General features: G+C 74.8%; 16 protein-coding genes. 8 read left to right on the top strand and 8 right to left on the bottom strand.

Translation table 11 applies throughout. The features are described 5' to 3' along the window. Window positions 1–97: 97 nt before the first annotated feature. Together ACHZ99_RS28635 and ACHZ99_RS28630 are read right to left on the bottom strand one after the other, a co-directional pair. Window positions 98–871 carry a FadR/GntR family transcriptional regulator gene (locus tag ACHZ99_RS28635; RefSeq protein WP_420307681.1) on the bottom strand — a complete coding sequence of 258 codons (774 nt, stop codon included), beginning with the start codon at window positions 869–871 and terminating at the stop codon, window positions 98–100. 65 nt (window positions 872–936) lie between these two features. Next, on the bottom strand, window positions 937–1,719 hold the full coding sequence (locus ACHZ99_RS28630) for an SDR family NAD(P)-dependent oxidoreductase (protein ID WP_420307680.1): 783 nt from the start codon (window positions 1,717–1,719) through the stop codon (window positions 937–939). Between the two features lie 104 nt (window positions 1,720–1,823). Here ACHZ99_RS28630 and ACHZ99_RS28625 point away from each other — a divergent pair, with 104 nt between their 5' ends. The 5 genes from ACHZ99_RS28625 to dgoD are packed head-to-tail and all read left to right on the top strand — an operon-like array spanning window position 1,824 to window position 8,189. Further along, window positions 1,824–3,827 carry a beta-galactosidase gene (locus ACHZ99_RS28625; protein ID WP_420307679.1) on the top strand — a complete coding sequence of 668 codons (2,004 nt, stop codon included), beginning with the start codon at window positions 1,824–1,826 and terminating at the stop codon, window positions 3,825–3,827. 43 nt (window positions 3,828–3,870) lie between these two features. Continuing rightward, window positions 3,871–5,199, top strand: a complete 1,329-nt coding sequence (locus ACHZ99_RS28620; RefSeq protein WP_420307678.1) for an ABC transporter substrate-binding protein — start codon at window positions 3,871–3,873, stop codon at window positions 5,197–5,199. Further along, window positions 5,196–6,119: a carbohydrate ABC transporter permease gene (locus ACHZ99_RS28615; RefSeq protein ID WP_420307677.1), complete on the top strand. Its 924-nt coding sequence runs from the start codon at window positions 5,196–5,198 to the stop codon at window positions 6,117–6,119. The genes ACHZ99_RS28620 and ACHZ99_RS28615 overlap by 4 nt, the downstream gene beginning before the upstream one ends. Next, window positions 6,116–7,036, top strand: a complete 921-nt coding sequence (locus tag ACHZ99_RS28610; RefSeq protein ID WP_420307676.1) for a carbohydrate ABC transporter permease — start codon at window positions 6,116–6,118, stop codon at window positions 7,034–7,036. Before ACHZ99_RS28615 ends, ACHZ99_RS28610 begins: the two co-directional genes overlap by 4 nt. Before the next feature lie 4 nt (window positions 7,037–7,040). Further along, window positions 7,041–8,189, top strand: a complete 1,149-nt coding sequence (dgoD, locus tag ACHZ99_RS28605) for a galactonate dehydratase (RefSeq protein WP_420307675.1) — start codon at window positions 7,041–7,043, stop codon at window positions 8,187–8,189. Window positions 8,190–8,221: 32 nt separating this feature from the next. Here dgoD and ACHZ99_RS28600 read toward each other — a convergent pair whose 3' ends face one another. Continuing rightward, window positions 8,222–9,448 carry an MFS transporter gene (locus ACHZ99_RS28600; protein WP_420307674.1) on the bottom strand — a complete coding sequence of 409 codons (1,227 nt, stop codon included), beginning with the start codon at window positions 9,446–9,448 and terminating at the stop codon, window positions 8,222–8,224. Window positions 9,449–9,567: 119 nt separating this feature from the next. On the opposite strand from ACHZ99_RS28600, the gene ACHZ99_RS28595 reads away from it, so the two are divergent. Both ACHZ99_RS28595 and ACHZ99_RS28590 read left to right on the top strand, forming a co-directional pair. Continuing rightward, window positions 9,568–9,969, top strand: coding sequence for an ArsR family transcriptional regulator (locus ACHZ99_RS28595; protein WP_420307673.1), 402 nt, complete (start codon window positions 9,568–9,570; stop codon window positions 9,967–9,969). Window positions 9,970–10,125: 156 nt separating this feature from the next. Beyond that, window positions 10,126–12,453, top strand: a complete 2,328-nt coding sequence (locus ACHZ99_RS28590; RefSeq protein ID WP_420307672.1) for an ATP-binding protein — start codon at window positions 10,126–10,128, stop codon at window positions 12,451–12,453. A 52-nt stretch (window positions 12,454–12,505) separates the two neighbouring features. Here the strand turns inward: ACHZ99_RS28590 and ACHZ99_RS28585 are convergent, their stop codons facing one another. From ACHZ99_RS28585 to fmt, 4 genes are all read right to left on the bottom strand, one after another. Next, window positions 12,506–13,495 (bottom strand): sugar-binding transcriptional regulator, encoded by a 990-nt coding sequence (locus ACHZ99_RS28585; RefSeq protein WP_420307778.1) that lies wholly within the window; start codon window positions 13,493–13,495, stop codon window positions 12,506–12,508. Window positions 13,496–13,686: 191 nt separating this feature from the next. After that, a complete protein-coding gene (rpe, locus tag ACHZ99_RS28580) occupies window positions 13,687–14,376 on the bottom strand; it encodes a ribulose-phosphate 3-epimerase (protein WP_420307671.1) in 690 nt (229 codons plus the stop codon). Between the two features lie 246 nt (window positions 14,377–14,622). Then, window positions 14,623–16,041: an RsmB/NOP family class I SAM-dependent RNA methyltransferase gene (locus ACHZ99_RS28575; protein WP_420307670.1), complete on the bottom strand. Its 1,419-nt coding sequence runs from the start codon at window positions 16,039–16,041 to the stop codon at window positions 14,623–14,625. A 42-nt stretch (window positions 16,042–16,083) separates the two neighbouring features. Next, a complete protein-coding gene (gene fmt, locus ACHZ99_RS28570; protein ID WP_420307669.1) occupies window positions 16,084–17,037 on the bottom strand; it encodes a methionyl-tRNA formyltransferase in 954 nt (317 codons plus the stop codon). A 357-nt stretch (window positions 17,038–17,394) separates the two neighbouring features. Here fmt and ACHZ99_RS28565 point away from each other — a divergent pair, with 357 nt between their 5' ends. Next, window positions 17,395–17,910 carry a hypothetical protein gene (locus ACHZ99_RS28565; protein WP_420307668.1) on the top strand — a complete coding sequence of 172 codons (516 nt, stop codon included), beginning with the start codon at window positions 17,395–17,397 and terminating at the stop codon, window positions 17,908–17,910. Window positions 17,911–18,032: 122 nt separating this feature from the next. On the opposite strand, the gene ACHZ99_RS28560 is transcribed toward ACHZ99_RS28565, so the two are convergent. Further along, window positions 18,033–20,357, bottom strand: coding sequence for a beta-L-arabinofuranosidase domain-containing protein (locus tag ACHZ99_RS28560; protein ID WP_420307667.1), 2,325 nt, complete (start codon window positions 20,355–20,357; stop codon window positions 18,033–18,035). Window positions 20,358–20,412 lie beyond the last annotated feature (55 nt).

The raw sequence follows: 20,412 nt of genomic DNA, 5'->3' as shown, positions 1-20,412 counted from the left end.
CCGGAGTGCCGAAGCCGCCCCGTCGCGCGGATGCGTCCGCGCGGCGGGGCGCACGCGTGGGTACGGGACCGCGGAACCGCCCCGCGCCGGCCGCCCGTCAGCCCGCCGCCGGGCCCGGCTCCTGCTCCGGCGCCGCGGTCAGCTCGGCGAGGTCGTGCGCCGCCTGCGCGAGCAGCCCGCGCATCGCCGTCTCGGCGGCGTCCGGGTCCTCGGCCCGTACCGCGTCGAGCACCGCGCGGTGGCTCGGCACCGGGTCCCCGGGATGGTGCCCGGGGCCGTGCACCAGCCGGTCGCGGGCGGCCAGGCCGGTGGCGATGACCAGGTCCATGCGCTCCAGCAGCTCGTTGTGCGAGGCGGCCAGCAGCGCGCGGTGGAACGCCAGGTCCGCCGCGACGGCCGCGGCGGAGGCGGCGGCCCCGTCCCGCGCCTCGGCCATCGCCGCGAGCGCCGCGTCCAGCGCCGCCAGGTCCGCGGCGGTGCGCCGCACCGCCGCCAGCCGCACGGCCGCCGGCTCGACGATGCCGCGCACCTCGTCCAGGTCCCGCAGCAGCGGCGAGGCGGCCCGCGCGGCGGCACCGTCGCCCTGCTCCCGCCCGGCGGTCTCGAAGCGCCAGCGCAGCACGTCGGCGTCGAGGAGGTTCCAGTCGGAGCGCGGCCGGACGAACGTGCCGCGCTTCTGCCGGGCGTCCACCATGCCCTTGGCGGCCAGCACCTTCAGCGACTCGCGCAGCGCGGTGAGGCTGACGCCCAGCTCGGCCTGCACGGCGGCGAGGTCGAGGGTGGCGCCCTCGGCTATCTCGCCGCTGAGGACGCGGTGCGCGAGGGCCTCCACCGTCTGGCCGTGCACTCCGCGGCGGGCGTAACCCGACATGGCCGCTTGCTCCTCCCTGTGTCGCTGCTCCGGCGCGCCCCGGCGGGCCCCCGCCCGTTCCGCCTTCAGGCCGATGACTTTACGACGCTCCAGCCGCCGTCCACGACCAGGCTGGCGCCGGTGACGTAGGACGCCTCGGGCGAGGCGAGGAAGGCGACCGCGGCGGCCACCTCCTCCGGCGCGCCCAGCCGGCCGGCGGCGGTCTGCGCCGCGCTGGCCCGGCGGTCCTCCTCGGGGACGCGGTCCCACAGCCGGGTGAGCACGGGGCCGGGCAGCACGGTGTTCACCCGTACCGACGGGCCGTACTCGACGGCGAGTTGGCCGCCGAGCGACAGCAGCCCGCCCTTGGCGGCGGCGTACGCGGGATGGCCCGGGATGCCGTGCGTGGCGTGCACGGACGAGACCAGCACCACGGCTCCGGGGGCGTCCGGCTGCGCGCGCAGGCCGGGCAGGCAGGCGCGGAAGCCGAGGAACGCGGCCGTGAGGCCGACGTCGACCTGGCGCCGCCAGGAGCCGGGCGAGGTCTCGTGCGCGGGGGCGACGTCGACGGCGACGGCGTTGGAGACCAGGACGCCGACGGGCCCGAACGCGCCGGCCGCGGCCGTGATCCGCGCCCAGCCCTCCTCCCCCGCCACGTCCGCGGTGACCGCGGCGGCGGTGCCGCCCGCGGCGGTGATCTCCGCGGCGACGGCCTCGGCCCGGTCGCCGTCGATGTCGGCGACGACGACGGCGCCGCCCTCGGCGGCGAGCCGCCGGGCGACGGCCGCGCCGATGCCGGCGGCGGCGCCGGTGACGACGGCGGTCCGGCCGGCGTAGCGGCCGAGTTGCGGGGGTCCGGCTGCTGTCACGAGTTCACGCTCCGGGTATTGACGGATCTGCCACGGCGCTTCTACGTTGCCCGCACGTTAATTCGTAAATTACGAAATCAGCAAGAGGGGCGGAGGAAGCACACGTGAGGCGCATCCACTTCGGCGGCGACTACAACCCCGAGCACTGGCCGGAGGAGGTCAGGGCCGAGGACATCCGGCTGATGAAGGAGGCCGGAGTCTCCATGGTGACAGCCGGGATCTTCTCCTGGGCGCTGGTCGAACCGCGCCCGGGAGAGTACGACTTCGACTGGTTCGGCCGCGTGCTGGACGACCTGCACGCCGCCGGCGTGCGCGTCTGCCTGGCGACCATGACCGCCTCCCCGCCGCCCTGGCTCTCCGAGCGGCACCCGGAGATCCTGCCCCAGGGCCCCGACGGCGTCCGCAAGTGGCCCGGCTCCCGGCAGCACTACTGCCCCTCCAGCCCGGTCTACCGGGAGCACGCCGTCCGCCTGGTCACCGAACTCGCCACCCGCTACGGCACCCACCCCGCCCTGGACAGCTGGCACATCGGCAACGAGTACGGCTGCTCCAACCCGCGCTGCTACTGCGACGTCTCCGCCGCCGACTTCCGCCGCTGGCTCCAGGAGCGCTACGGCACCGTCGAGGCGCTCAACACCGCCTGGGCCACCACCTTCTGGTCGCAGCGCTACGACACCTTCGCCCAGGTCCTCCCGCCGCGCACCACCCCCACCCACCCCAACCCGGCCCAGGAGCTGGACTTCGCCCGCTTCTGCGACGACGCCCTGCTGCAGTGCTACCTCGCCGAGAAGGAGGCGCTGCGCCGCATCACCCCCGACGTGCCCGTCACCACCAACCACCTGCCGCTGCACAAGGCCGTCGACGCGTTCTCCTGGGCCGCGCACGAGGACGTCACCGCGCTGGACTTCTACCAGGACCCGTACGACCCGGAGACCCACCTCACCGCGGGCCTGGCCTTCGACCTGACCCGCTCCGCGGGCGGCGGGCAGCCGTGGATGCTGATGGAGCAGGCGCCCAGCGCGGTCAACTGGCGGCGCCGCAACAGCCCCAAGCCGTTCGGGTCGATGCGGCTGTGGAGCTGGCAGGCGGTCGCGCAGGGCGCGGACGCGGTGCTGTACTTCCAGTGGCGCGCGACCCCGGGCGGCGCCGAGAAGTTCCACTCGGCGATGGTGCCGCACGCCGGCACCGACACCCGGATCTTCCGCGAGGTGCGCGAGCTGGGCCGGGAGCTGGGCGCCGTCCCGCAGCTCGCCGGCTCGCGCGCGCGGCCGGACGTGGCCCTGCTCGCCGACTGGAACAGCTGGTGGGCGCTGGAGCAGGGCTCGCACCCGTCGGCGGACCTGGACTTCACCGAGACGCTGCGCCGGCACTACAAGCCGCTGTTCGAGGCGGGCGTGCCGTGCGACGTCGTGCCGCCGGACCGCGACCTGTCGGCTTACCGGCTGGTGGTCGTGCCGAACCTGTACCTGATGAGCGAGGAGACGGGCAGGCGGCTGACCGCGTACGTACGCGCCGGGGGGCACCTGCTCGTCTCGTACTTCACCGGCATCTCCGACGACTGCGACCGGGTCCACACCGGCGGCTACCCGGCGCCGCTGCGCGAGGTCCTGGGGCTGCGCGTGGAGGAGTTCTGGCCGCTGGCCGAGGACCAGAGCCTGCCGCTGACCGGCGCGCTCACCGGCACCGGCGACCTGTGGTCGGAGTCGGTCGACCTCGAAGGCGCCACCGCCGTCGCCGCGTTCGGCGCCGGCGAGCTGGCCGGGCGGCCCGCCGTCACCCGGCACGGGTACGGGGACGGGGTCGCCTGGTACGCGGGCACCCGGCTCGCGCCGGAGGCGATGCGCACCCTGGTGGACCGGGTGCGCGCCGGGGCCGGGGTGGCGCCCGTGCTGCCGGGGCTGCCGGCCGGCGTGCAGGCCACCGTGCGCGAGGGCGCGGACGGGGCGGACGAGCGCTTCCTGTTCCTGCTCAACCACGGCGCCAGCGCCGCAACGGTCACCCTGCCCGAGCCGATGCGCGCGCTCGTCGGCGACGGTGCCGACGCCGCGGCCGCCCCGGTCACCGCGGTCGAGCTGCCCGCCCGCGGCGTCGTCGTCCTGGTCCCCTGAGCCGCCTGCCGCTACCGAGAAGACGCACTGACGAGGAGGTCGGATGCCCACCCGAAGAGAGGTCCTGGCCTGGGGCGCCGCGGCGGCCGCCGCGGGTGCCCTGGCGGGCTGCGGCGAGGAGGTCGGCGCGGCCCGGCAGACCCGGGCGACCAAGCGGAAGCCGGGCCAGAAGGTCACGCTGAGGTTCTGGACCTGGGTGCCGCTGCAGAAGGCCGTGGCGCTGTGGAACAAGCGGAACCCGGAGATCCAGGTCGACGTGCAGACGGTGCCCGCCAACACCTCCGGCGGCTACCAGAAGATGCACGCCTCCCTCACCGCCGGTGACCCGCCCGACCTGGCGCAGGTGGAGTACTACGCGCTGCCCGAGTTCATGCTCGTCAACGGCCTGACGGACCTGAGCGAGTACGGCGCCGACGAGCTGAAGGGCCGCTACGTCGACTGGCAGTGGCAGCAGGGCGTCTTCGCCGGCCGGACGTACGCCATCCCGCAGGCGTCCGGGCCGATGGGGCTCTTCTACCGCCAGGACCTCTTCGAGCGGTGGGACATCGACGTCCCGGCGACCTGGGACGAGTACCGGGCCGCGGCCCTGAAGATCAGAAAGCGCGGCGGCGGCTCCGTGATCACCGCCTTCCCGCCCGCCAACGCCCAGTGGTTCGCCTCCTTCCCCTGGCAGCGCGGCGCCCACTGGGTGAGCACCGACGGCGACACCTGGGTGGTCGACCTCACCAGCCCCGAGTCCCTGGAGGTCGCCGACTTCTGGGACGGGATGCTCTCCGACGGGCTGGTGTGGCCCACCCAGGACTCGCAGTCCGCGTTCTTCAAGGGGCTGCAGACCGGCCGGATCGCCACCTGGCCGGGCGCCCAGTGGTACGACGCCCTCATCCGCGGCAACGCGCCGCGCACCGAGGGCCGGTGGCGGGTCGCCGAGCTGCCGCAGTGGGAGCGCGGCGCGCACGCCTCGTCCAACTGGGGCGGCTCGGCCACCGCGATCCTCCAGGGCAGCAGGCACCCGGTGGAGGCGCTGGAGTTCGCGCACTGGCTCAACACCGACCCCGAGGCGATCGACCTGCTGATCGCCGCCGGCTACGGCTGGCCGGCGGCGAGGATCGAGCTGGCGGACTCCGCGCTCGGCAAGCCCGACCCGTTCTTCGGCGGCCAGCGCTACAACGAGGTCTTCCAGCTGTCCGACAGCAACGTCGACACCTCCTGGCGCTTCGCGCCCACCACGACCCAGTCGTACGCCCACATCCAGGACGCCTTCGGCCGCGTGCTCGCCGGCAGCGGCTCGCTCGGCGAGGCCCTCAGGGACGCCGAGGGCAAGTTCGTGGACGACCTGAAGGCCAAGGGACTCAAGGCGAGGAGCGCGAGATGAGCACCTCCGCGAAGCCCCGCGGCGGGCGGCGCAGCCGCCCCGACCGCAAGGCGTGGGCGTTCCTCGGCCCGTTCCTCGCGCTGTACCTGTTCGCGATGGTGGTGCCGATCTTCTACGCCCTCTACCAGAGCATGCTGAAGGTCGAGCGCAGCGGCCCCCTGGGCCTGGGCGAGCCGTCCGTCGGCTTCGCCGGCTTCGAGAACTACTCCCTGGCCCTGCAACAGGAGACGTTCGTCGAGGGCTTCGGCCGGGTGCTGCTCTTCGGCGTCGTGCAGGTGCCGGTGATGCTGCTGCTGGCGCTGGTCCTCGCGCTGCTGCTGGACCAGGTCTCCGACCGCTGGGCGGGGCTGCTGCGGGCCACGTACTTCCTGCCGTACGGCATCCCCGGGGTGATCGCCACCATCCTGTGGGGCTTCCTGTACGTGCCCGGGGTCAGCCCGGTCAACGACGTGCTCGGCGACCTCGGCTTCCAGCCGGACTTCCTCGGCTACGACAGCGTGCTGTGGTCGATCGCGAACATCGTGATCTGGGAGTTCGCCGGCTACAACATGCTGATCATCATCGCCCAGCTGAAGTCGGTGCCGCAGGAGCTGTACGAGGCCGCGAAGATCGACGGTGCCGGGCCCTGGCAGACGGCGCTGCGCATCAAGATCCCGCTGGTGCGGCCGGCTCTGGTGCTCACCACCGTGTTCTCCATCATCGGCACGATGCAGCTCTTCGCCGAGCCGCTGGTGCTGAAGAAGGTCGCCCCGGCCGTCACCACCGACTACACCCCCAACCTCAGCGCGTACTTCGACGCCTTCGCGAACGCCAACCTGTACCTGGCCGCGGCCAAGTCGGTGATCCTGGCCGTCGTCGCCATGGTGCTGTCGTTCGGATTCCTCAGCCTCGTCACCCGCAAGCAAAGGAGCGAGCGGTGAGCGCCACCGGCACGACCACCACCGAGGCCGCCCCGGCGGCCGGGTCCCGCCCCGCCCCGCCACCGCGCCGGCGGCGCCGGGTACCGGGCCCGGGCCGTATCCTGCTCGTCGCCGTGCTGACGGCGGCCGCGCTGTACTTCCTGCTGCCGGTCTACTGGCTGGTGGTGGCGGCCACCAAGTCGAACGACAGCCTCTACGGCTCCTTCGGGCTGTGGTTCGACGACCCGCGGCTGTGGGACAACCTCGGCGACGTCTTCAGCTACGACGGGCACGTCTATCTGCGCTGGGCGCTGAACTCCCTGCTGTACGCGGGCGTCGGCGCGGTGGTGGCGACGCTGCTGTCCGCCGCGGCCGGCTTCGCGCTCGCCAAGTACCGCTTCGCGGGCCGGGAGGCGGTCTTCAAGTTCGTCCTGGCGGGCGTGCTGCTGCCGTCGACGGCGCTAGCGCTGCCGCTCTACCTGATGTTCAGCAAGCTGGAGCTCACCAACACCTACTGGGGCGTGCTGATCCCCAGCGTCGTCAGCCCGTTCGGCGTCTACCTCTGCCGGATCTACGCCGAGGCGGCGGTGCCCGACTCGCTGCTGGAGGCGGCGCGGGTGGACGGCGCGGGCGAGGGGCGGATCTTCTTCTCGCTGGTCCTGCGGATCATGACGCCGGCGCTGGTGACCGTCTTCCTCTTCCAGTTCGTGCACATCTGGAACAACTACTTCCTCCCGCTGGTGATGCTCTCCGACGACCGGAAGTACCCGATCACCCTCGGGCTGGTCACCTGGCAGCAGGCCGCGGACCGGGTGCCCGAACTCACGCAGTACACCGTCGGCGGGGCCTTCGTCTCCGTCATCCCCCTGGCCGTCGCGATGCTCGTCCTCCAGCGCTTCTGGCGGACCGGGCTGACCGAGGGCAGCGTCAAGGAGTGAGCAGTTGAAGATCACCCGGGTCGAGACCTTCGCCGTGCCGCCGCGCTGGCTGTTCTGCCGGATCGAGACGGACGACGGTCTCGTGGGCTGGGGCGAGCCCGTCGTGGAGGGCCGGGCGGCGACCGTCCGCACGGCCGTCCACGAACTCGCCGAGCAGTTCCTCGTCGGCGCCGACCCGCTGCGCGTCGAGGACCACTGGCAGCTGATGACCAAGGGTTCCTTCTACCGCGGCGGGCCGGTGCTCTCCTCCGCCGTCGCGGGGCTCGACCAGGCGTTGTGGGACATCGCCGGCAAGGCGTACGGCGCGCCCGTGCACCGGCTGCTCGGCGGGCCGGTGCGCGAGCGCGCCCGCGCGTACTGCTGGGTCGGCGGCGACGAGCCGGGCGAGGTGCGCGACCAGGTCGCCGCGCAGGTGGAGGCCGGCTTCACCGCGGTGAAGATGAACGGCTCCGGGCGGATGGACCGGCTGCCGAACGTCGCCGGCCTGCGCCGGGTCGCCGCCCGGGCGGAGGCCGCCCGCGACGCGCTGGGGCCGGAAGGGGACTTCGCCGTCGACTTCCACGGGCGGTTCTCGGCGGCCGGCGCGATCCGGGCGATGGGGGTGCTGGAGCCGTACGCGCCGATGTTCGTGGAGGAGCCGGTGCTGCCCGAGCACACGCACCTGCTGGAGCGGGTCACCGGCGCGACGTCGCTGCCGGTGGCCACCGGCGAGCGGCTGTACTCGCGCGGCGAGGTGCTGCCGGCGCTGCGGGCGGGCGTCGCGGTGCTGCAACCGGACCTCTCCCACGCCGGCGGCATCTCGGAGACCCGGCGGATCGCCTCGCTGGCGGAGACGTTCGACGTGGCGATCGCCCCGCACTGCCCGCTGGGGCCGCTCGCGCTGGCGGCGAGCCTGCAACTCGCCTTCTGCACGCCGAACTTCCTCATCCAGGAGCAGTCGATCGGCATCCACTACCACGCCGGCGCGGAGCTGCTCGACTACGTCGCCGACCCGGAGGTCTTCCGCTTCCACGCCGGGCACCTGCTGCGCCCGACCGGCCCGGGGCTGGGCGTGGAGATCGACGAGCGGGCGGTACGGGCCGCGGACGGCACCGCGGACAGCTGGCACAACCCGGTGTGGCGGCACCCGGACGGGTCGTTCGCGGAGTGGTGAGGGCCGTCCCGTAGCCGGCGGGCGGCGCCGGTTCAGCGCCGGGTCGCCGCCACCGCGCCGGCCGTCACCAGCACCGCGACGGCGACGCCGAACGCGGTGGTGCCCGCCGTCAGCCCCACCCCGTCGCTGAGGTACCCCGCGGCCACCGGCAGCGCGCCGGCCATCAGGTAACCGCCCGAGGTGAGCGCCGCGTTGGCCTCGGCGAGCCGGGCCGAGGGCACCCGCGCGCTGAGCGTGCTCAGGCCGCCGAGCTGCGAGCTGCCCTGGCCGAGGCCGGCGAGGACGGCGGCGGCGAGCAGCAGCGGCACGGAGGTGGCGGCGGTGCCCAGCACCAGGGCGGCCATCGAGGCGGTGGTGAGCGCGGCGCCGAGCCGGAAGAGGGTGCGTACGGGAAGGCCGCGGACGGCGAACTGGACGCCGGTGGCCGCCGCGAAGAGCAGGAAGATCATGCCGCCGGCGAGCGCGCGGTTGCCGGTGTGCAGCAGCTCGGCCAGCAGGGACGGGCCGAGGGAGAGCACGAAGCCGGTGGCGGTCATGGCGGGGGCGAAGACGGCCAGGCTGAGCAGCAGGGTGCGGCGGTGCTCGCGGGGCACGGACGGGACGCGCAGGGCGCGGCCGGCCCCGCGGGGTTGCGCGCCGGGCCGGCGCAGCGGCATCCGCAGCACCACCGGCAGCGCGGTGAGCAGCAGCCCGGCCTGCACCGCGAAGACCAGCACGGTCGGGTGCGGCAGCGCCTCCGACAGCACCCCGGCCAGCAGCGGCCCGAGGGCGGCGCCGCCGACCATGGCGGCGGAGGCGACGAGGCCGCCGAGCTGCTTCTCGCCGGCCGGCGCCAGGTCGGCCACCGCGGCCATGCCGGCCGCGAGGAACGCGCCCACGGCGAACCCGCTGAGCACCCGGGCCACGCCCAGCACGGCGACGGAGTGCGCGGTGGCGAAGAGCGCGGCGGCGACCAGGGCCAGCGCGAGGCCCGGCAGCAGCACGGGCTTGCGCCCGTAGCGGTCGGCGAGGGTGCCCGCGAAGGTGAGGGCCGCCAGCAGCCCGGCTATGTAGCCGGCGTAGATCAGCGTGATGGTGGCGGCGGAGAAGCCGAGCCGGTCCTGCCACAGCACGTAGAGCGGCGCGGGCTCGTTGGAGAGCGCCAGGGCGACGACGACGGGCCAGGCGGCCAGCCACATCCACCGGCGCGACCCCGGCGGCGGCTCGGCGGCCCCGGGGGTGGCGGCGGTGCGGTCCGGCCGGCGGGTGTGTGCCGTCATGCGCGCTCCAGACAGGTGAACCGACACTGTACGAGGTCTCTCGTACAGCCACTAGTACGAGTAGATTCGTACAGCATCTCTGCAGTACGATGCAACTCGTACAAGGAAGGAGTCCGCCGATGCCCCCGACCACCGCCTCCGCCGCTCCCGCGGTGGACGCGACCACCGGCTTCCGCAGCTTCACCGAGCCCGCGGACCTGCCCGCGCCGCTGCCCGAGCCGACGCGCGCCGAGCTGCGGCTCGAAACGGTGCTGGCCGCGCTCAGCGACCCGCTGCGGCTGCACGTGGTGCGCAAGCTGCTGCTGGAGGCGGAGCGCATCGACCACCCGTGCGGCTGGTTCGGCATCGACCGCCCCAAGTCCTCGCTCACGCACCACTTCCGCACGCTGCGCGAGGCCGGGCTCATCCGCCAGCGGCAGTACGGGCTCTCCCGCGGCAACCAGCTGCGGGTGGCCGACCTCGAAGCCCGCTTCCCCGGGCTGCTGGCCCTGGTCGCCGGCTGGCGCCCCCCGCCCGGCTGACGGCACCCGGCGGCCGGGCGGCGGCGGGGCGGGCATTGTGCCACCTCGGGCCCGCCGGCCGGCCGAATCCCGCGGACTCGCCCGCCGCCCGCCCCGGCACCTTTACGGTCGTCGGTTGTGCGACACCAGCCGGCCACCGACCTCCGGGGGACCACGATGAGGAACCGCAGCGCCGGTGAACTGCCCGCCGAGGCCACCAGCTTCGTCGGCCGCCGGGAGGAGCTCGCGCTGCTCGACACCTGTCTGCGGCAGGCCCGCCTGGTCACGCTCACCGGGCCCGGCGGGGTGGGCAAGACCCGTACCGCCGTGCGCGGCGCGCACCGGCTGCGCTCCCGCTTCCCCGACGGGGTCGCCCTCGTCCCACTGTCCGCCCTGGCCGACCCGCGGCTGCTGCCCAACACCGTCGCCGCCGCGCTCGACCTGCCGGAGCAGACCGCCCTGCCGGCGCAGGACGCGCTCGCCGCGTACCTCAAGGACAAGACGGCGCTGCTGATCCTCGACACCTGCGAGCACCTGGTCGACGCCTGCGCCGTGCTCGCCGAGGAGCTGCTGCGCGCCGCGCCGCAGCTGCACGTGGTGGCCACCAGCCGGCAGCCGCTGGACGTCGCGGGCGAGCACATCCTGCCGGTCCCGCCGCTGGATGTCGCGGACTCCGGACCCGCCGAGGACGCGCTGCGGCTGTTCACCGACCGGGCCGCCGCCGCGGTGCCCGGATTCACCGTCGACGACGACAACCGCGCCGACGTCCTCGCGCTCTGCCGCCGCCTCGACGGCATCCCGCTCGCCATCGAACTGGCCGTCAGCCGGCTGCGGGTGCTCTCCCCCGAGGAGATGCTGAACCGGCTCGACCACCGCTTCCAGCTGCTCACCGGCGGCCGGCGCACCGCCGTGCCCCGGCACCAGACGCTCCGTACCACGATCGGCTGGAGCTACGAGCTGTCCACCGGGCCCGAGCGGCTGCTGTGGTCCCGGCTCGCGGTCTGCGCCGGGGAGTTCAGCCTGGAGGTCGCCGAGGCCGTCGGCGCGGAGGCGGGCGGGGCCGGGGACGCGCTGCCCGCCGGGGACGTGCTCGACGCGCTGATCGGGCTGGTCGAGAAGTCCGTGGTGCTGCGGGTGGAGTCCGAGGACGGCACCCGCTACCGGATGCTCGACACCATCCGGGAGTTCGGCCTGGAACAGCTCGGCCCGGGCGCCGAGGAGGAGCGGACCCGGCGCCGGCACCGCGACCACTTCCTGCGCCGGGCCCGGCTGTTCGAGGCCGGGTGGACCGGCGACCGGCAGGTGGAGCTGCTGCGGCAGATGGTGCGTGACCAGGCCGACGTACGGGTCGCGCTGGAGTTCTGCCTCGCCGACCCCGACGACGCCTCCGCGGGCCTGCGGATGGCCACGCTGCTGTGGGGCTACTGGCACTGCGCCGGGCTGCTCACCGAGGGCCGCTACTGGCTGCGCCGCGCCCTCGACCGCTGCCCGGAGGACCGCCCGGAGCGCGTCAAGGCCCTCTGGCTGACCTGCTGGTTCATGGATCTGCAGGGCGAGCGCGGGGACACGTACGCGCTGCTGGACGAGGCCGAGGCCGTCGCGCTGCGCATCGACGACCGCACGGGGCTCGCCTGGGCCCGCGCCTTCCGCCACCACACCCGCTACTTCCGCGGCCGGACCGACGGCGTCGCCGAGGGCTTCGAGGCGGCCCGGCGGGAGCTGGCCGCGCAGGGCGACACGACCGGGCTGCTGATGAGCGGCTTCTTCGTGGGCTTCTTCCACGTCCTCAACGGCGGTACGGGCGAGGGCATCGCTCTCTGCGAGGACTCGCTGCGGCGCAACGCGGACACCCCCGCCGAGCTGTGGTCGCGCGGGTGGGCGCTGTGGGTCAAGAGCATCGGCCTGTGGCTGAAGGGCGACCACCCGGAGAGCATCGAGTGCGCCCGGCAGGGCATCCGCGCCAAGGCCCAGCTGCACGAGCTGATGGGCATCGCGCACTTCCTGGAGGGCTTCGCCTGGCGCGCCGCGGAGCTGCGGCACTTCGAGCGGGTCGCCGTCCTCCAGGGCGCGGCGGACGCGCTGTGGCGGCGGGCGGTCAAGGAGCCCCGGTTCGGCATCCCCGTCCTGCACGACCTGCACGGCGGCGCCGCCGACGCGGCCCGCGAGGCGCTGGGCAACGACGGCTACGACACCGCGTTCGCCGAGGGTGGCCGGTTACCCGTCGACGGCGCCGTGGAGCTGGCGCTCGCCGACGAGGCGGCGCCGGCCGCGCCCGCGGTCCCGGCCCAGCCGCCGGGCCCGGGCGACGGGCTCACGCCGCGGCAGCGGCAGGTGGCGGGGCTGGTCGCGCGCGGGCTGACGAACCGGGAGATCGCCGAGAAGCTGGTGATCTCCAAGCGCACGGTCGACGCGCACGTGGAGCACATCCTGGCCAAGTTCGGCTTCACCTCGCGCTCCCAGATCCCCGCCGCCCTGGCCGGGCCGGTGCCGACGCGGCCGGACTGAGGCGGGAGGCCGCGGGCCGCGAGGCCGGGGGCCGCGGGGCCGGGGGGCACGGTCACAGGGCGTCGGGGTCGGCGCGCTCCAGCGCGGGCCGCGGGCCGGGCGCCACCTCGTGCAGCAGGTAGTCCGCGGCGACGGTGTCCGTGACCAGGCTGGTGACCAGGCCCGAGCGCAGCACCGCCACGATGGCCTCGCGCTTGCGCGCCCCGCCGGCGATGGCGACCACCTCGGGGATCCGGCGCAGCCGGTCGGCCTCGACGGTGATGCACCGCTCCCCCAGGTCGCGGCCGATGCGGCGGCCCTCGGCGTCGAAGAGGTGGGCGGACATCTCGGCGGCGGCGCCCAGCGAGGCGTAGTGCTCGCGCTCCTCGGCGGAGAGCATGTCGTGGACGGTGGAGATGCCCTCCTCCCAGGAGCCGATGGAGACGGCGGCGACGGTCACCTTGTCGAAGTACTCGAAGGCGCGGGCCACGCCGGTCTGGCTGCGCAGCGCGGTGGCGGTGGCGGCGTCGGGCAGCAGCATGGGCGCGTAGATGGGGTGGGCCTCGCCGCCGGCGACCTCCGCCGCGCGGCGCACCGCCTCCACGGAGCCGCGCTCGGCGGTGCCGGCGTCGTAGACGCCGGTGAGCTGGACGACGGTGGCCGGGGGCAGTCGGTGCAGCGCCTGCGCCATGTTGATCGTGGACCGGCCCCAGGCCAGCCCCAGCACGTCGCCCTCGGTGACCAGCTCGGCGAGCAGGTCGGCGGCGACGCTGCCGAGGTTTTCCGGGTCGCGGGTGTCGGGCACGGCGTCGGCCGGCGCCTCCACGACGACGGCGTGGCGCAGGCCGAAGCGGGCACGCAGGGCGTCGGAGCGCTCGGCGTCGAGTTCGGCGGGGACGCGGATCTCGATCCGTACGAGGTCGCGTTCGAGCGCGGTCTCCAGCACCCGGGCGACCTTGAAGCGGCTGACGCCGAACTCGTCGGCGATCTGGATCTTGGACTTGCCCTCAAGGTAGAAACGGCGAGCCATCGCCGCCGCCTGTACCAGCTCCGCGGGTCCCATCCGCGCAGCCGTCCGGCCCGTCGACACCGCGATCTCCTTTGCGTTCCCCGGCGGCGCTGCTCGGCGCCGCTTGTGGTCCATACTTTCACGATCCGGGCCCGGAGGCGCCGGCTCCGGGTGGCCGGCGGCCGCGGGCCGGGTGGTGCGTGGTGCGGTCGTGGGTCGTGGGTGGCGCGGTGGTACGCGGACGGCTAGCGGCAGCCGGCCGCCCAGGCCGCCCCCTCACTGGCCGCCGCCGCCTGCGCGCGCAGCGCCCGCACCGCGGCGGCCGGGTCCTCGGCCCCGTACACCGCGGAGCCCGCGACGAACACGTCCGCGCCCGCCTCGGCGCACCGCTCGATGGTCTCCGCGGACACCCCGCCGTCGACCTGCAACCACAGCTCCAGGCCGTGCTTGGAGATCAGCTCCCGGGTGCGGCGCACCTTCGGCAGCATGATGTCCAGGAACGCCTGGCCGCCGAAGCCCGGCTCGACGGTCATGACCAGCAGCATGTCGAGCTCGGGCAGCAGGTCCTCGTACGGCTCGACCGGCGTGGCCGGCTTGAGCGCCATCGCGGCGCGCGCGCCCTTCGCGCGCAGCTCGCGCGCCAGCCGCACCGGCGCGGCGGCGGCCTCGGCGTGGAAGGTGACGGAGCCGGCGCCCGCGTCCACGAACGCGGGGGCCCAGCGGTCCGGCTCGTCGATCATCAGGTGGCAGTCCAGCGGGGTGTCGGTGGCCCGGCGCAGCGACTCGACGACCGGGACGCCGAGGGTCAGGTTGGGCACGAAGTGGTTGTCCATGACGTCGACGTGGAGCCAGTCGGCACCGGAGACGGCCTCCGCCTCGTCGGCGAGCCGGGCGAAGTCGGCGGACAGGATGCTGGGGCTGATCTGGACGGCCATGCCCCCAGCCTGCCATGTCCGCGCCGGGGGAACGGCCGCGGTACCCGGCTTCCCCCTGCCGTTCACCGCGGCGGGGGCGGATTGTCGGTCCCGCGTGGCATGCCCGTATGCACGGGCAGGGCGCGGTGGACGCGGAGGGGACCGGGTGCGGTGGCCGGGCGCGATGGCCCGCCGCCCCGCGGGCGCCCCGGAGCAGGCCCGCGCGGAGGCGGCCGCGCGGACGTGGCAGGGTCGCCCCGCCCCGGGTCAGCCGGTGCGGCGCAGCAGCGCGAGGTACATGGCGTCGGTGCCGTGGCGGTGCGGCCAGAGCTGGACGTCCGGGCCGTCGCCGAGGTCCGGTACGCCGGGCAGCAGCGGCCGGGCGTCGAGCAGCTCGGCGGCGGGGGCGCCGGCCGCCTTCAGCGCGTCGTCGACGACCGCGCGGGTCTCGGCGGGGTGCGGCGAGCAGGTCACGTAGCCGACGACGCCCCCGGGGCGTACCGCCGTGAGGGCGCCGCCCAGCAGCGCCCGCTGCAACGGCGCGAAGCCGTCCAGGTCCTCGGGGCGGCGCCGCCACCGGGCCTCGGGTCGGCGGCGCAGCGCGCCCAGGCCCGTACAGGGGACGTCGACGAGGACGCGGTCGAAGCCGCCGGGCCGCCAGGCCGGGCGGGTGCCGTCGGCGACGACGACCTGGTACGGGCCGGGGTTGCCGGCGAGCGCGCGGGCGACCAGCCGGGCCCGGTGCGGCTGTTTCTCGGCCGCCACCAGCGCCGCCCCGCGCTCCGCGGCCAGCGCGGCGAGCAGCGCCGCCTTGCCGCCCGGCCCGGCGCAGCCGTCGAGCCAGCGGGTGTCGGGCCCGTCCAGCGGCGCGTTCGCCAGCGCCAGCGCGACGAGCTGGCTGCCCTCGTCCTGCACGCCGGCCCGGCCGTCGCGCACCGCGTCGAGCGTTCCCGGGTCGCCGCCCTCGGTGAGCCGCACGGCGTACGGGGACCAGCGCCCCGGCAGCGTGTCCGGGCCGCCCAGCTCGGCGGGCGCCGCCCGGCCCGGGCGGGCGACGAGGGTGACCTCGGGCCGTTCGTTGTCGGCGGCGAGCAGCTCCTCCATCCCGGCCCGGCCGCCGCCGAGCGCGTCCCACAGCGCGGAGACGATCCAGCGGGGGTGGGAGTGGACGACCGCCAGGTGCTCCTCGGGGTCGTCGTCGTACGGCGGCGCCACCTCGGCGAGCCAGCCTTCCAGGTCGCGGGCGGCGATCCGGCGCAGCACCGCGTTGACGAACCGGGCCCGGCCGTCGCCCAGCACCACCCGGGCCAGCTCCACGGACGCCGACACCGCGGCGTGCGAGGGGATGCGGGTGCCGAGGAGCTGGTGGGCGCCGAGGCTGAGGACGTCGAGCACCTCGGGGTCGACCTCGCGCAGCGGCCGGTCGACGCACTCGGCGATGATCCGGTCGTACGTGCCCTGGCGGCGCAGCGTGCCGTAGACCAGCTCGGTGGCCAGCGCCGCGTCCCGGGCGTCGAACCCGTCCCGCTGCCGGGCCTGCCGGAGCATGGGGGGCAGCACGAGGTTGGCGTAGGCGTCGCGCTCGTCGACCGCGCGGAGCGCGTCGTAGGCGAGGATCCGTACGGGGTCCTTCTGCGGCCTGCGGTAGGGCTTGGCGGGCCGGCGACGGCGCGGCTGGTCGCTCACGTGAAATGTGCTCCGGGGCTGGCTGTTGCGTACACCGGAAGCCTACGCCCCGGACGGCTCCGGCCCGTCGCCGAGGCGTTCGCCGGAGGCGATGCGCACGCCGCGCGCCCAGTCCGCCGCGGCCATCGGCCGCTTGCCCTGGGCCTGCACCCACCCCAGCTCGACGGCGTACGAGCCGGTGCCGACGTGGACCGCGGACTTCGTCACCTCCAGCTCGCCGGGCGCCAGGCCGTCGTGCCCGGGGCGCGGCGTCACCGAGCGGACCTTCAGCCGCTCGCCGCGGAACGTCGTCCACGCGCCGGGCGCGGGCGTACAGCCGCGCACCACCCGGTCCACGCGCAGCGCGGGCGCGGTGAAGTCCAGCCGCGCGTCCTCGACCTGGATCTTCGGCGCCGACGAGACGCCCTCGGCGGGCTGCGGCACGGCCTTGAGGCCGCCGTCCTCGATGCCGTCCATCGTGGCGGCGAGCAGCCCGGCGCCGGCCATGGCCAGCCGGGTCAGCAGGTCGCCGCTGGTGTCGGTGGGGCGCACCTGCTCGGTGACGACGCCGAACACCGGCCCGGAGTCGAGCCCTTCGTCGATACGGAACGTGGTCGCGCCGGTGACCTCGTCGCCGGCGAGGATCGCGTGCTGCACGGGGGCGGCGCCGCGCCAGGCGGGCAGCAGCGAGAAGTGCAGGTTGACCCAGCCGTGGACGGGGATGTCGAGCGCGGGCCGGGGCAGCAGGGCGCCGTACGCGACGACGGGGCAGCAGTCGGGGCCGAGGGCGCGCAGCCGCTCCAGGAACTCCGGCTCCTTGGGCCGGGCGGGCTTCAGCACCTCGACGCCGGCCTCCTCTGCCCGCTGCGCGACCGGGCTCGCCACCAGGTGCCGGCCCCGGCCGGCGGGCGCGTCGGGCCGGGTGACGACGGCGACGACCTCGTGCCGGTCCGACGCCAGCAGGGCGTCGAGGGCGGGCACGGCGACTTCGGGCGTACCGGCGAAAACGAGCCTCATGGGTGGCGCGGGTCCTCTCGGGTGCGGGTGCAGCGGCGGGGCGGTGGGGGCGGGGTGGGACGCGGGTGGCGGGCGCGGAGCCGCGGTCGCGTGCGGTGGGACGCGGTCGGGTGTGCAGGGGTGCGGCAATTCTAGGACCGCGGTCGGCGCGGCGGCGGGGCGGGCACGGACGGAACGCCCGGGTCCGATACGCCCGGGGCGTGCGTGCGGCGGCACGCTCCCGGGTGCGGAGCGCGCGCCCCCGACCCGTGACCGCCGCCCCGGGTGTCGCGTTGCTCAGTCAGGAAAGTGAAAAGTGACCGAAACGGGCCGCTTCGGCGGCCCGATCCGAACGACGCCGGTTCGAGAGGCTTCCCCATGGCCGACCACGCAAGCCACGACGCCCAGGCGCGGGCGAGCCTGCAACTCCTGGTGCGGGACATCGAAAGGGTGCGCAGGCAGGTCGACGCGCTGCGCACCCTCACCGCCCAGCTGGGCAACGTCTACCGCCCGCGGCGGACGGGCCCGTCCGCGGGCTTCGTCGTGTACGGGCGGGCCCCGGCGCCCACGGTGCGGCTCGCCCAGGAGTTGCGGGACAGCGTCGAGACGCTGGTGACCGCGGCGGTCGAGTTCGACCGCTCGCTCGGCTTCTCCTGGGACGCGGTGGGCTCGGCGCTGGGCGTCACCAAGCAGGCGGTGCACCGCCGGTACGGCACGCGCCGGGCGCAGCAGCCGGGCCGCGACGCCGGCGCCGCGGAGGCCGGCGCGCCGGTGGGCGGCGAGGGCCGGCTGCCCGCGGGCACGCTGCCGGTGGTCCCGGCGGCCCGCCCGGCCCCGGGCACGGGTGCGCCGGCCCAGCCGGCGCCGGACGCGGTGGCGGCCACGCGGTCCTGACGGAGCGGTCCCCCGGGCCCGGCTCGCCGCGGCACACGCTCCGGCAGCGCCCCGTCCACGTCCTTCGGGCGATCACCGCCCCCTGACCGCATCGACGACACCACCGCCGGGACAAGCCCGGGCTAGCCGTTGCGGACGACTCGCCACCTGTTGTCGGCGGTGCCGTTGTCCGCGTCCTGGACGGCGAACGCGCCGACGGCGGTGGAGTGGTTCTGGATACCGAGCAGCTTTCCGCTGTTCCCGTTGCGGATCTCGTACGTGCCGTCTCCCTGGTCGGCCATCGTCCACCGGTGGTCGGCAGTGCCGTTGTCCGCCCACTGCAGGACGGCCGCACCATCCTGCGTGGACATGTCCTGGACGCCGAGCACCTTGCCGCTGTGGGCGTTGCGGAACCGGACCGCATCGCCGTCGGGGATCATCTCCCAGTCGTGGTCCGCCGTGCCCGAGTCGTGCCACTGCAGGGCGCGCCCGCCGTCGGCGGTGGACATGTCCTGGATGCCGAGCACGAGGGCGCTGGCGGCGTTGACGAGCCGGACGGTGTCTGTGCCGCCCTGGCCGTCCGCGTTCCAGTAGACGGTGTAGTTGTGGCCGTGCGCGTCGTAGAAGGGGCCCAGATTGACGGTGGCGCCGTCGGCCGTGGCGGTGAAGGCGAGCGAGTCGCTGCCGGTCCTGGTGATCGAGGCGGTGTCCAGCGACGGCAGCGAGCCGAGTGAGGTGTTGCCGTAGTCGCCGGACAGCACCACCGGGCCGTAGGTGACGGCGGCGACGTCCGGGGCGTCGTTGGCAGCGCGCATGACGACGCGCATGGGCAGGCGGACGCTGACGGTGTCGCCGGAGGACCAGGAGCGGGTCAGGGCGGCGTAGCTGCCGGGCGTGGTGGCGATGTCCTGCACCACGCCGTTGACGCTGATGGTCGCCCCGGTGGTCCAGGACGGGATGCGCACGCGCATCGTCCACGTCCCGTCGGCGTCTCCGCTGATCCGCAGGGTGGTGGTGTCACCGACAGGAAACGACGTGGTCTGGGTGACCGTGATCCCGCGCTGCGACCAGTCGAGCACCGAGGGCACGAACAGGTTCACGATCAGCGTGGTGTCACTGTGGAAGTAGACGGAGTCCATCAGCCTGGTGTGCATCTCCAGACCCGTGCCCTGACAGCACCAGAAGCTTTGGTAGTCGGTGCTCCAGGTGCCCCCGCCCCACGCCGGGCCCACGCCGCGTCGACCGCCGGGGTTGAGCGGGGTGAAGTAGGTGATGTGGCCGTGGTCGTCGGCCGGGTTCTGCTGGCCGATCATCTGGTTCAGCCATGCCCGCTCGTAGTAGTCGAACAGTTCGGCCCGGCCGGGATCCAGCGTGAACAGCTCCCGGGTGAGCGTGAGCATGTTGTACGTGTTGCAGCTCTCGCAGGTGTCCCGGTTGAGGTAGCCGGCGATGGCGTCCGGCGGGCGGAAGTGCTCCGCCTGGCTGTTGCCGCCGATGACGTAGGTGTGCGCGCCCACGCAGATGTCCCAGGCGTTGACGGCTATGTCCCGGTAGCGGGTGGTGCCGGTGGCCTGGTACTCCCGGGCGGCGCCGATCCACTTGGGGACCTGGGTGTTGGCGTGCAGCCCGTTGAGCCGGTCCTGGTTGGCGGCCAGGGGGTCGAACACCGCGGCGTGGTCGAACCGGCGGGCGACGGTGAGCCAGCGGGCGTCGCCGGTCTGCTGGGAGATGTCGGTCAGCACGGCGTTCATGCCGCCGAACTCGGTCCCCAGCACGGCCTGCATCTGCTGCCCGCTCAGCCGGCCGGTGCGCCAGTCGACCCACCCCGCGAGGTTCAGCAGCACGTCCCGGGCCTGTGCGCTGCCCAGCAGGCGCCACACGTCCAGCAGACCGGCCAGCGTCTTGTGGATGACGTAGTACGGCACGTTGCCGTTGGACAGGGTCCGGTCCTCCAGCGCGGTGAAGTCGGACTCGGGGAAGCCGCACACGTACCCGGCGTTGAACCCGGCGGCGCCGTTGTTGGCCTGGCACCGGGCCAGCTCCGCGACCATGTACCGGGCCTTGTCCCGGCAGGTCGTGTCCCCGGTCACCGCGTACGCCTGGGCCCAGCCCGTGAGGAAGTGTCCCTGCATGTGGCTGCGGAACGGGAACGTCGGCGCGTCCCAGCCGCCGTTGGCGGCGGCGCCGTTGGTGGACAGCCGGTGGTTGGCCCGGAAGTTGTACAGCAGCCGGTCGACATCGACGAACCGCAGGTAGTTCAGCGTGCGGTTCTGGTTGTCGAGCCACCGGCTCGCGGTCAGCCGCACCTGCCCTAAGCCGAAGGGGGACGCGGAGACCGCGGCGCGGGCCCGGGCCCCGGCGCTCGCAGCCCGGGCGGTGGGGCTGCCGAGGGCGGGGCCGGCCGCGGAGCCGACGGCCGCGGCGCCGGCGGCCTGCAGGAGCCGGCGTCTGCTGACGGAGGGGGACATGTTCCGTCCTTTCCGTGGGGGGAGGAAGCGGATACGTCCGTTCGATATTTCGAAC

It is taken from the genome of Streptomyces sp. MAR4 CNX-425, assembly GCF_048656465.1.
Classification (GTDB): Bacteria; Actinomycetota; Actinomycetes; order Streptomycetales; family Streptomycetaceae; genus Streptomyces.
This window is presented reverse-complemented; position numbering and strand designations above follow the sequence as displayed.

What these genes read in the sequence shown, in the direction of transcription:
- ACHZ99_RS28635 (WP_420307681.1), bottom strand. Translation starts at nt 871, where the DNA reads ATGTCGGGTTACGCCCGCCGCGGAGTGCACGGCCAGACGGTGGAGGCC.
- ACHZ99_RS28620 (WP_420307678.1), top strand. Translation starts at nt 3,871, where the DNA reads ATGCCCACCCGAAGAGAGGTCCTGGCCTGGGGCGCCGCGGCGGCCGCC.
- ACHZ99_RS28615 (WP_420307677.1), top strand. Translation starts at nt 5,196, where the DNA reads ATGAGCACCTCCGCGAAGCCCCGCGGCGGGCGGCGCAGCCGCCCCGAC.
- ACHZ99_RS28600 (WP_420307674.1), bottom strand. Translation starts at nt 9,448, where the DNA reads ATGACGGCACACACCCGCCGGCCGGACCGCACCGCCGCCACCCCCGGG.
- ACHZ99_RS28595 (WP_420307673.1), top strand. Translation starts at nt 9,568, where the DNA reads ATGCCCCCGACCACCGCCTCCGCCGCTCCCGCGGTGGACGCGACCACC.
- ACHZ99_RS28590 (WP_420307672.1), top strand. Translation starts at nt 10,126, where the DNA reads ATGAGGAACCGCAGCGCCGGTGAACTGCCCGCCGAGGCCACCAGCTTC.
- ACHZ99_RS28585 (WP_420307778.1), bottom strand. Translation starts at nt 13,495, where the DNA reads ATGGGACCCGCGGAGCTGGTACAGGCGGCGGCGATGGCTCGCCGTTTC.
- rpe (WP_420307671.1), bottom strand. Translation starts at nt 14,376, where the DNA reads ATGGCCGTCCAGATCAGCCCCAGCATCCTGTCCGCCGACTTCGCCCGG.
- fmt (WP_420307669.1), bottom strand. Translation starts at nt 17,037, where the DNA reads ATGAGGCTCGTTTTCGCCGGTACGCCCGAAGTCGCCGTGCCCGCCCTC.
- ACHZ99_RS28565 (WP_420307668.1), top strand. Translation starts at nt 17,395, where the DNA reads ATGGCCGACCACGCAAGCCACGACGCCCAGGCGCGGGCGAGCCTGCAA.
- ACHZ99_RS28560 (WP_420307667.1), bottom strand. Translation starts at nt 20,357, where the DNA reads ATGTCCCCCTCCGTCAGCAGACGCCGGCTCCTGCAGGCCGCCGGCGCC.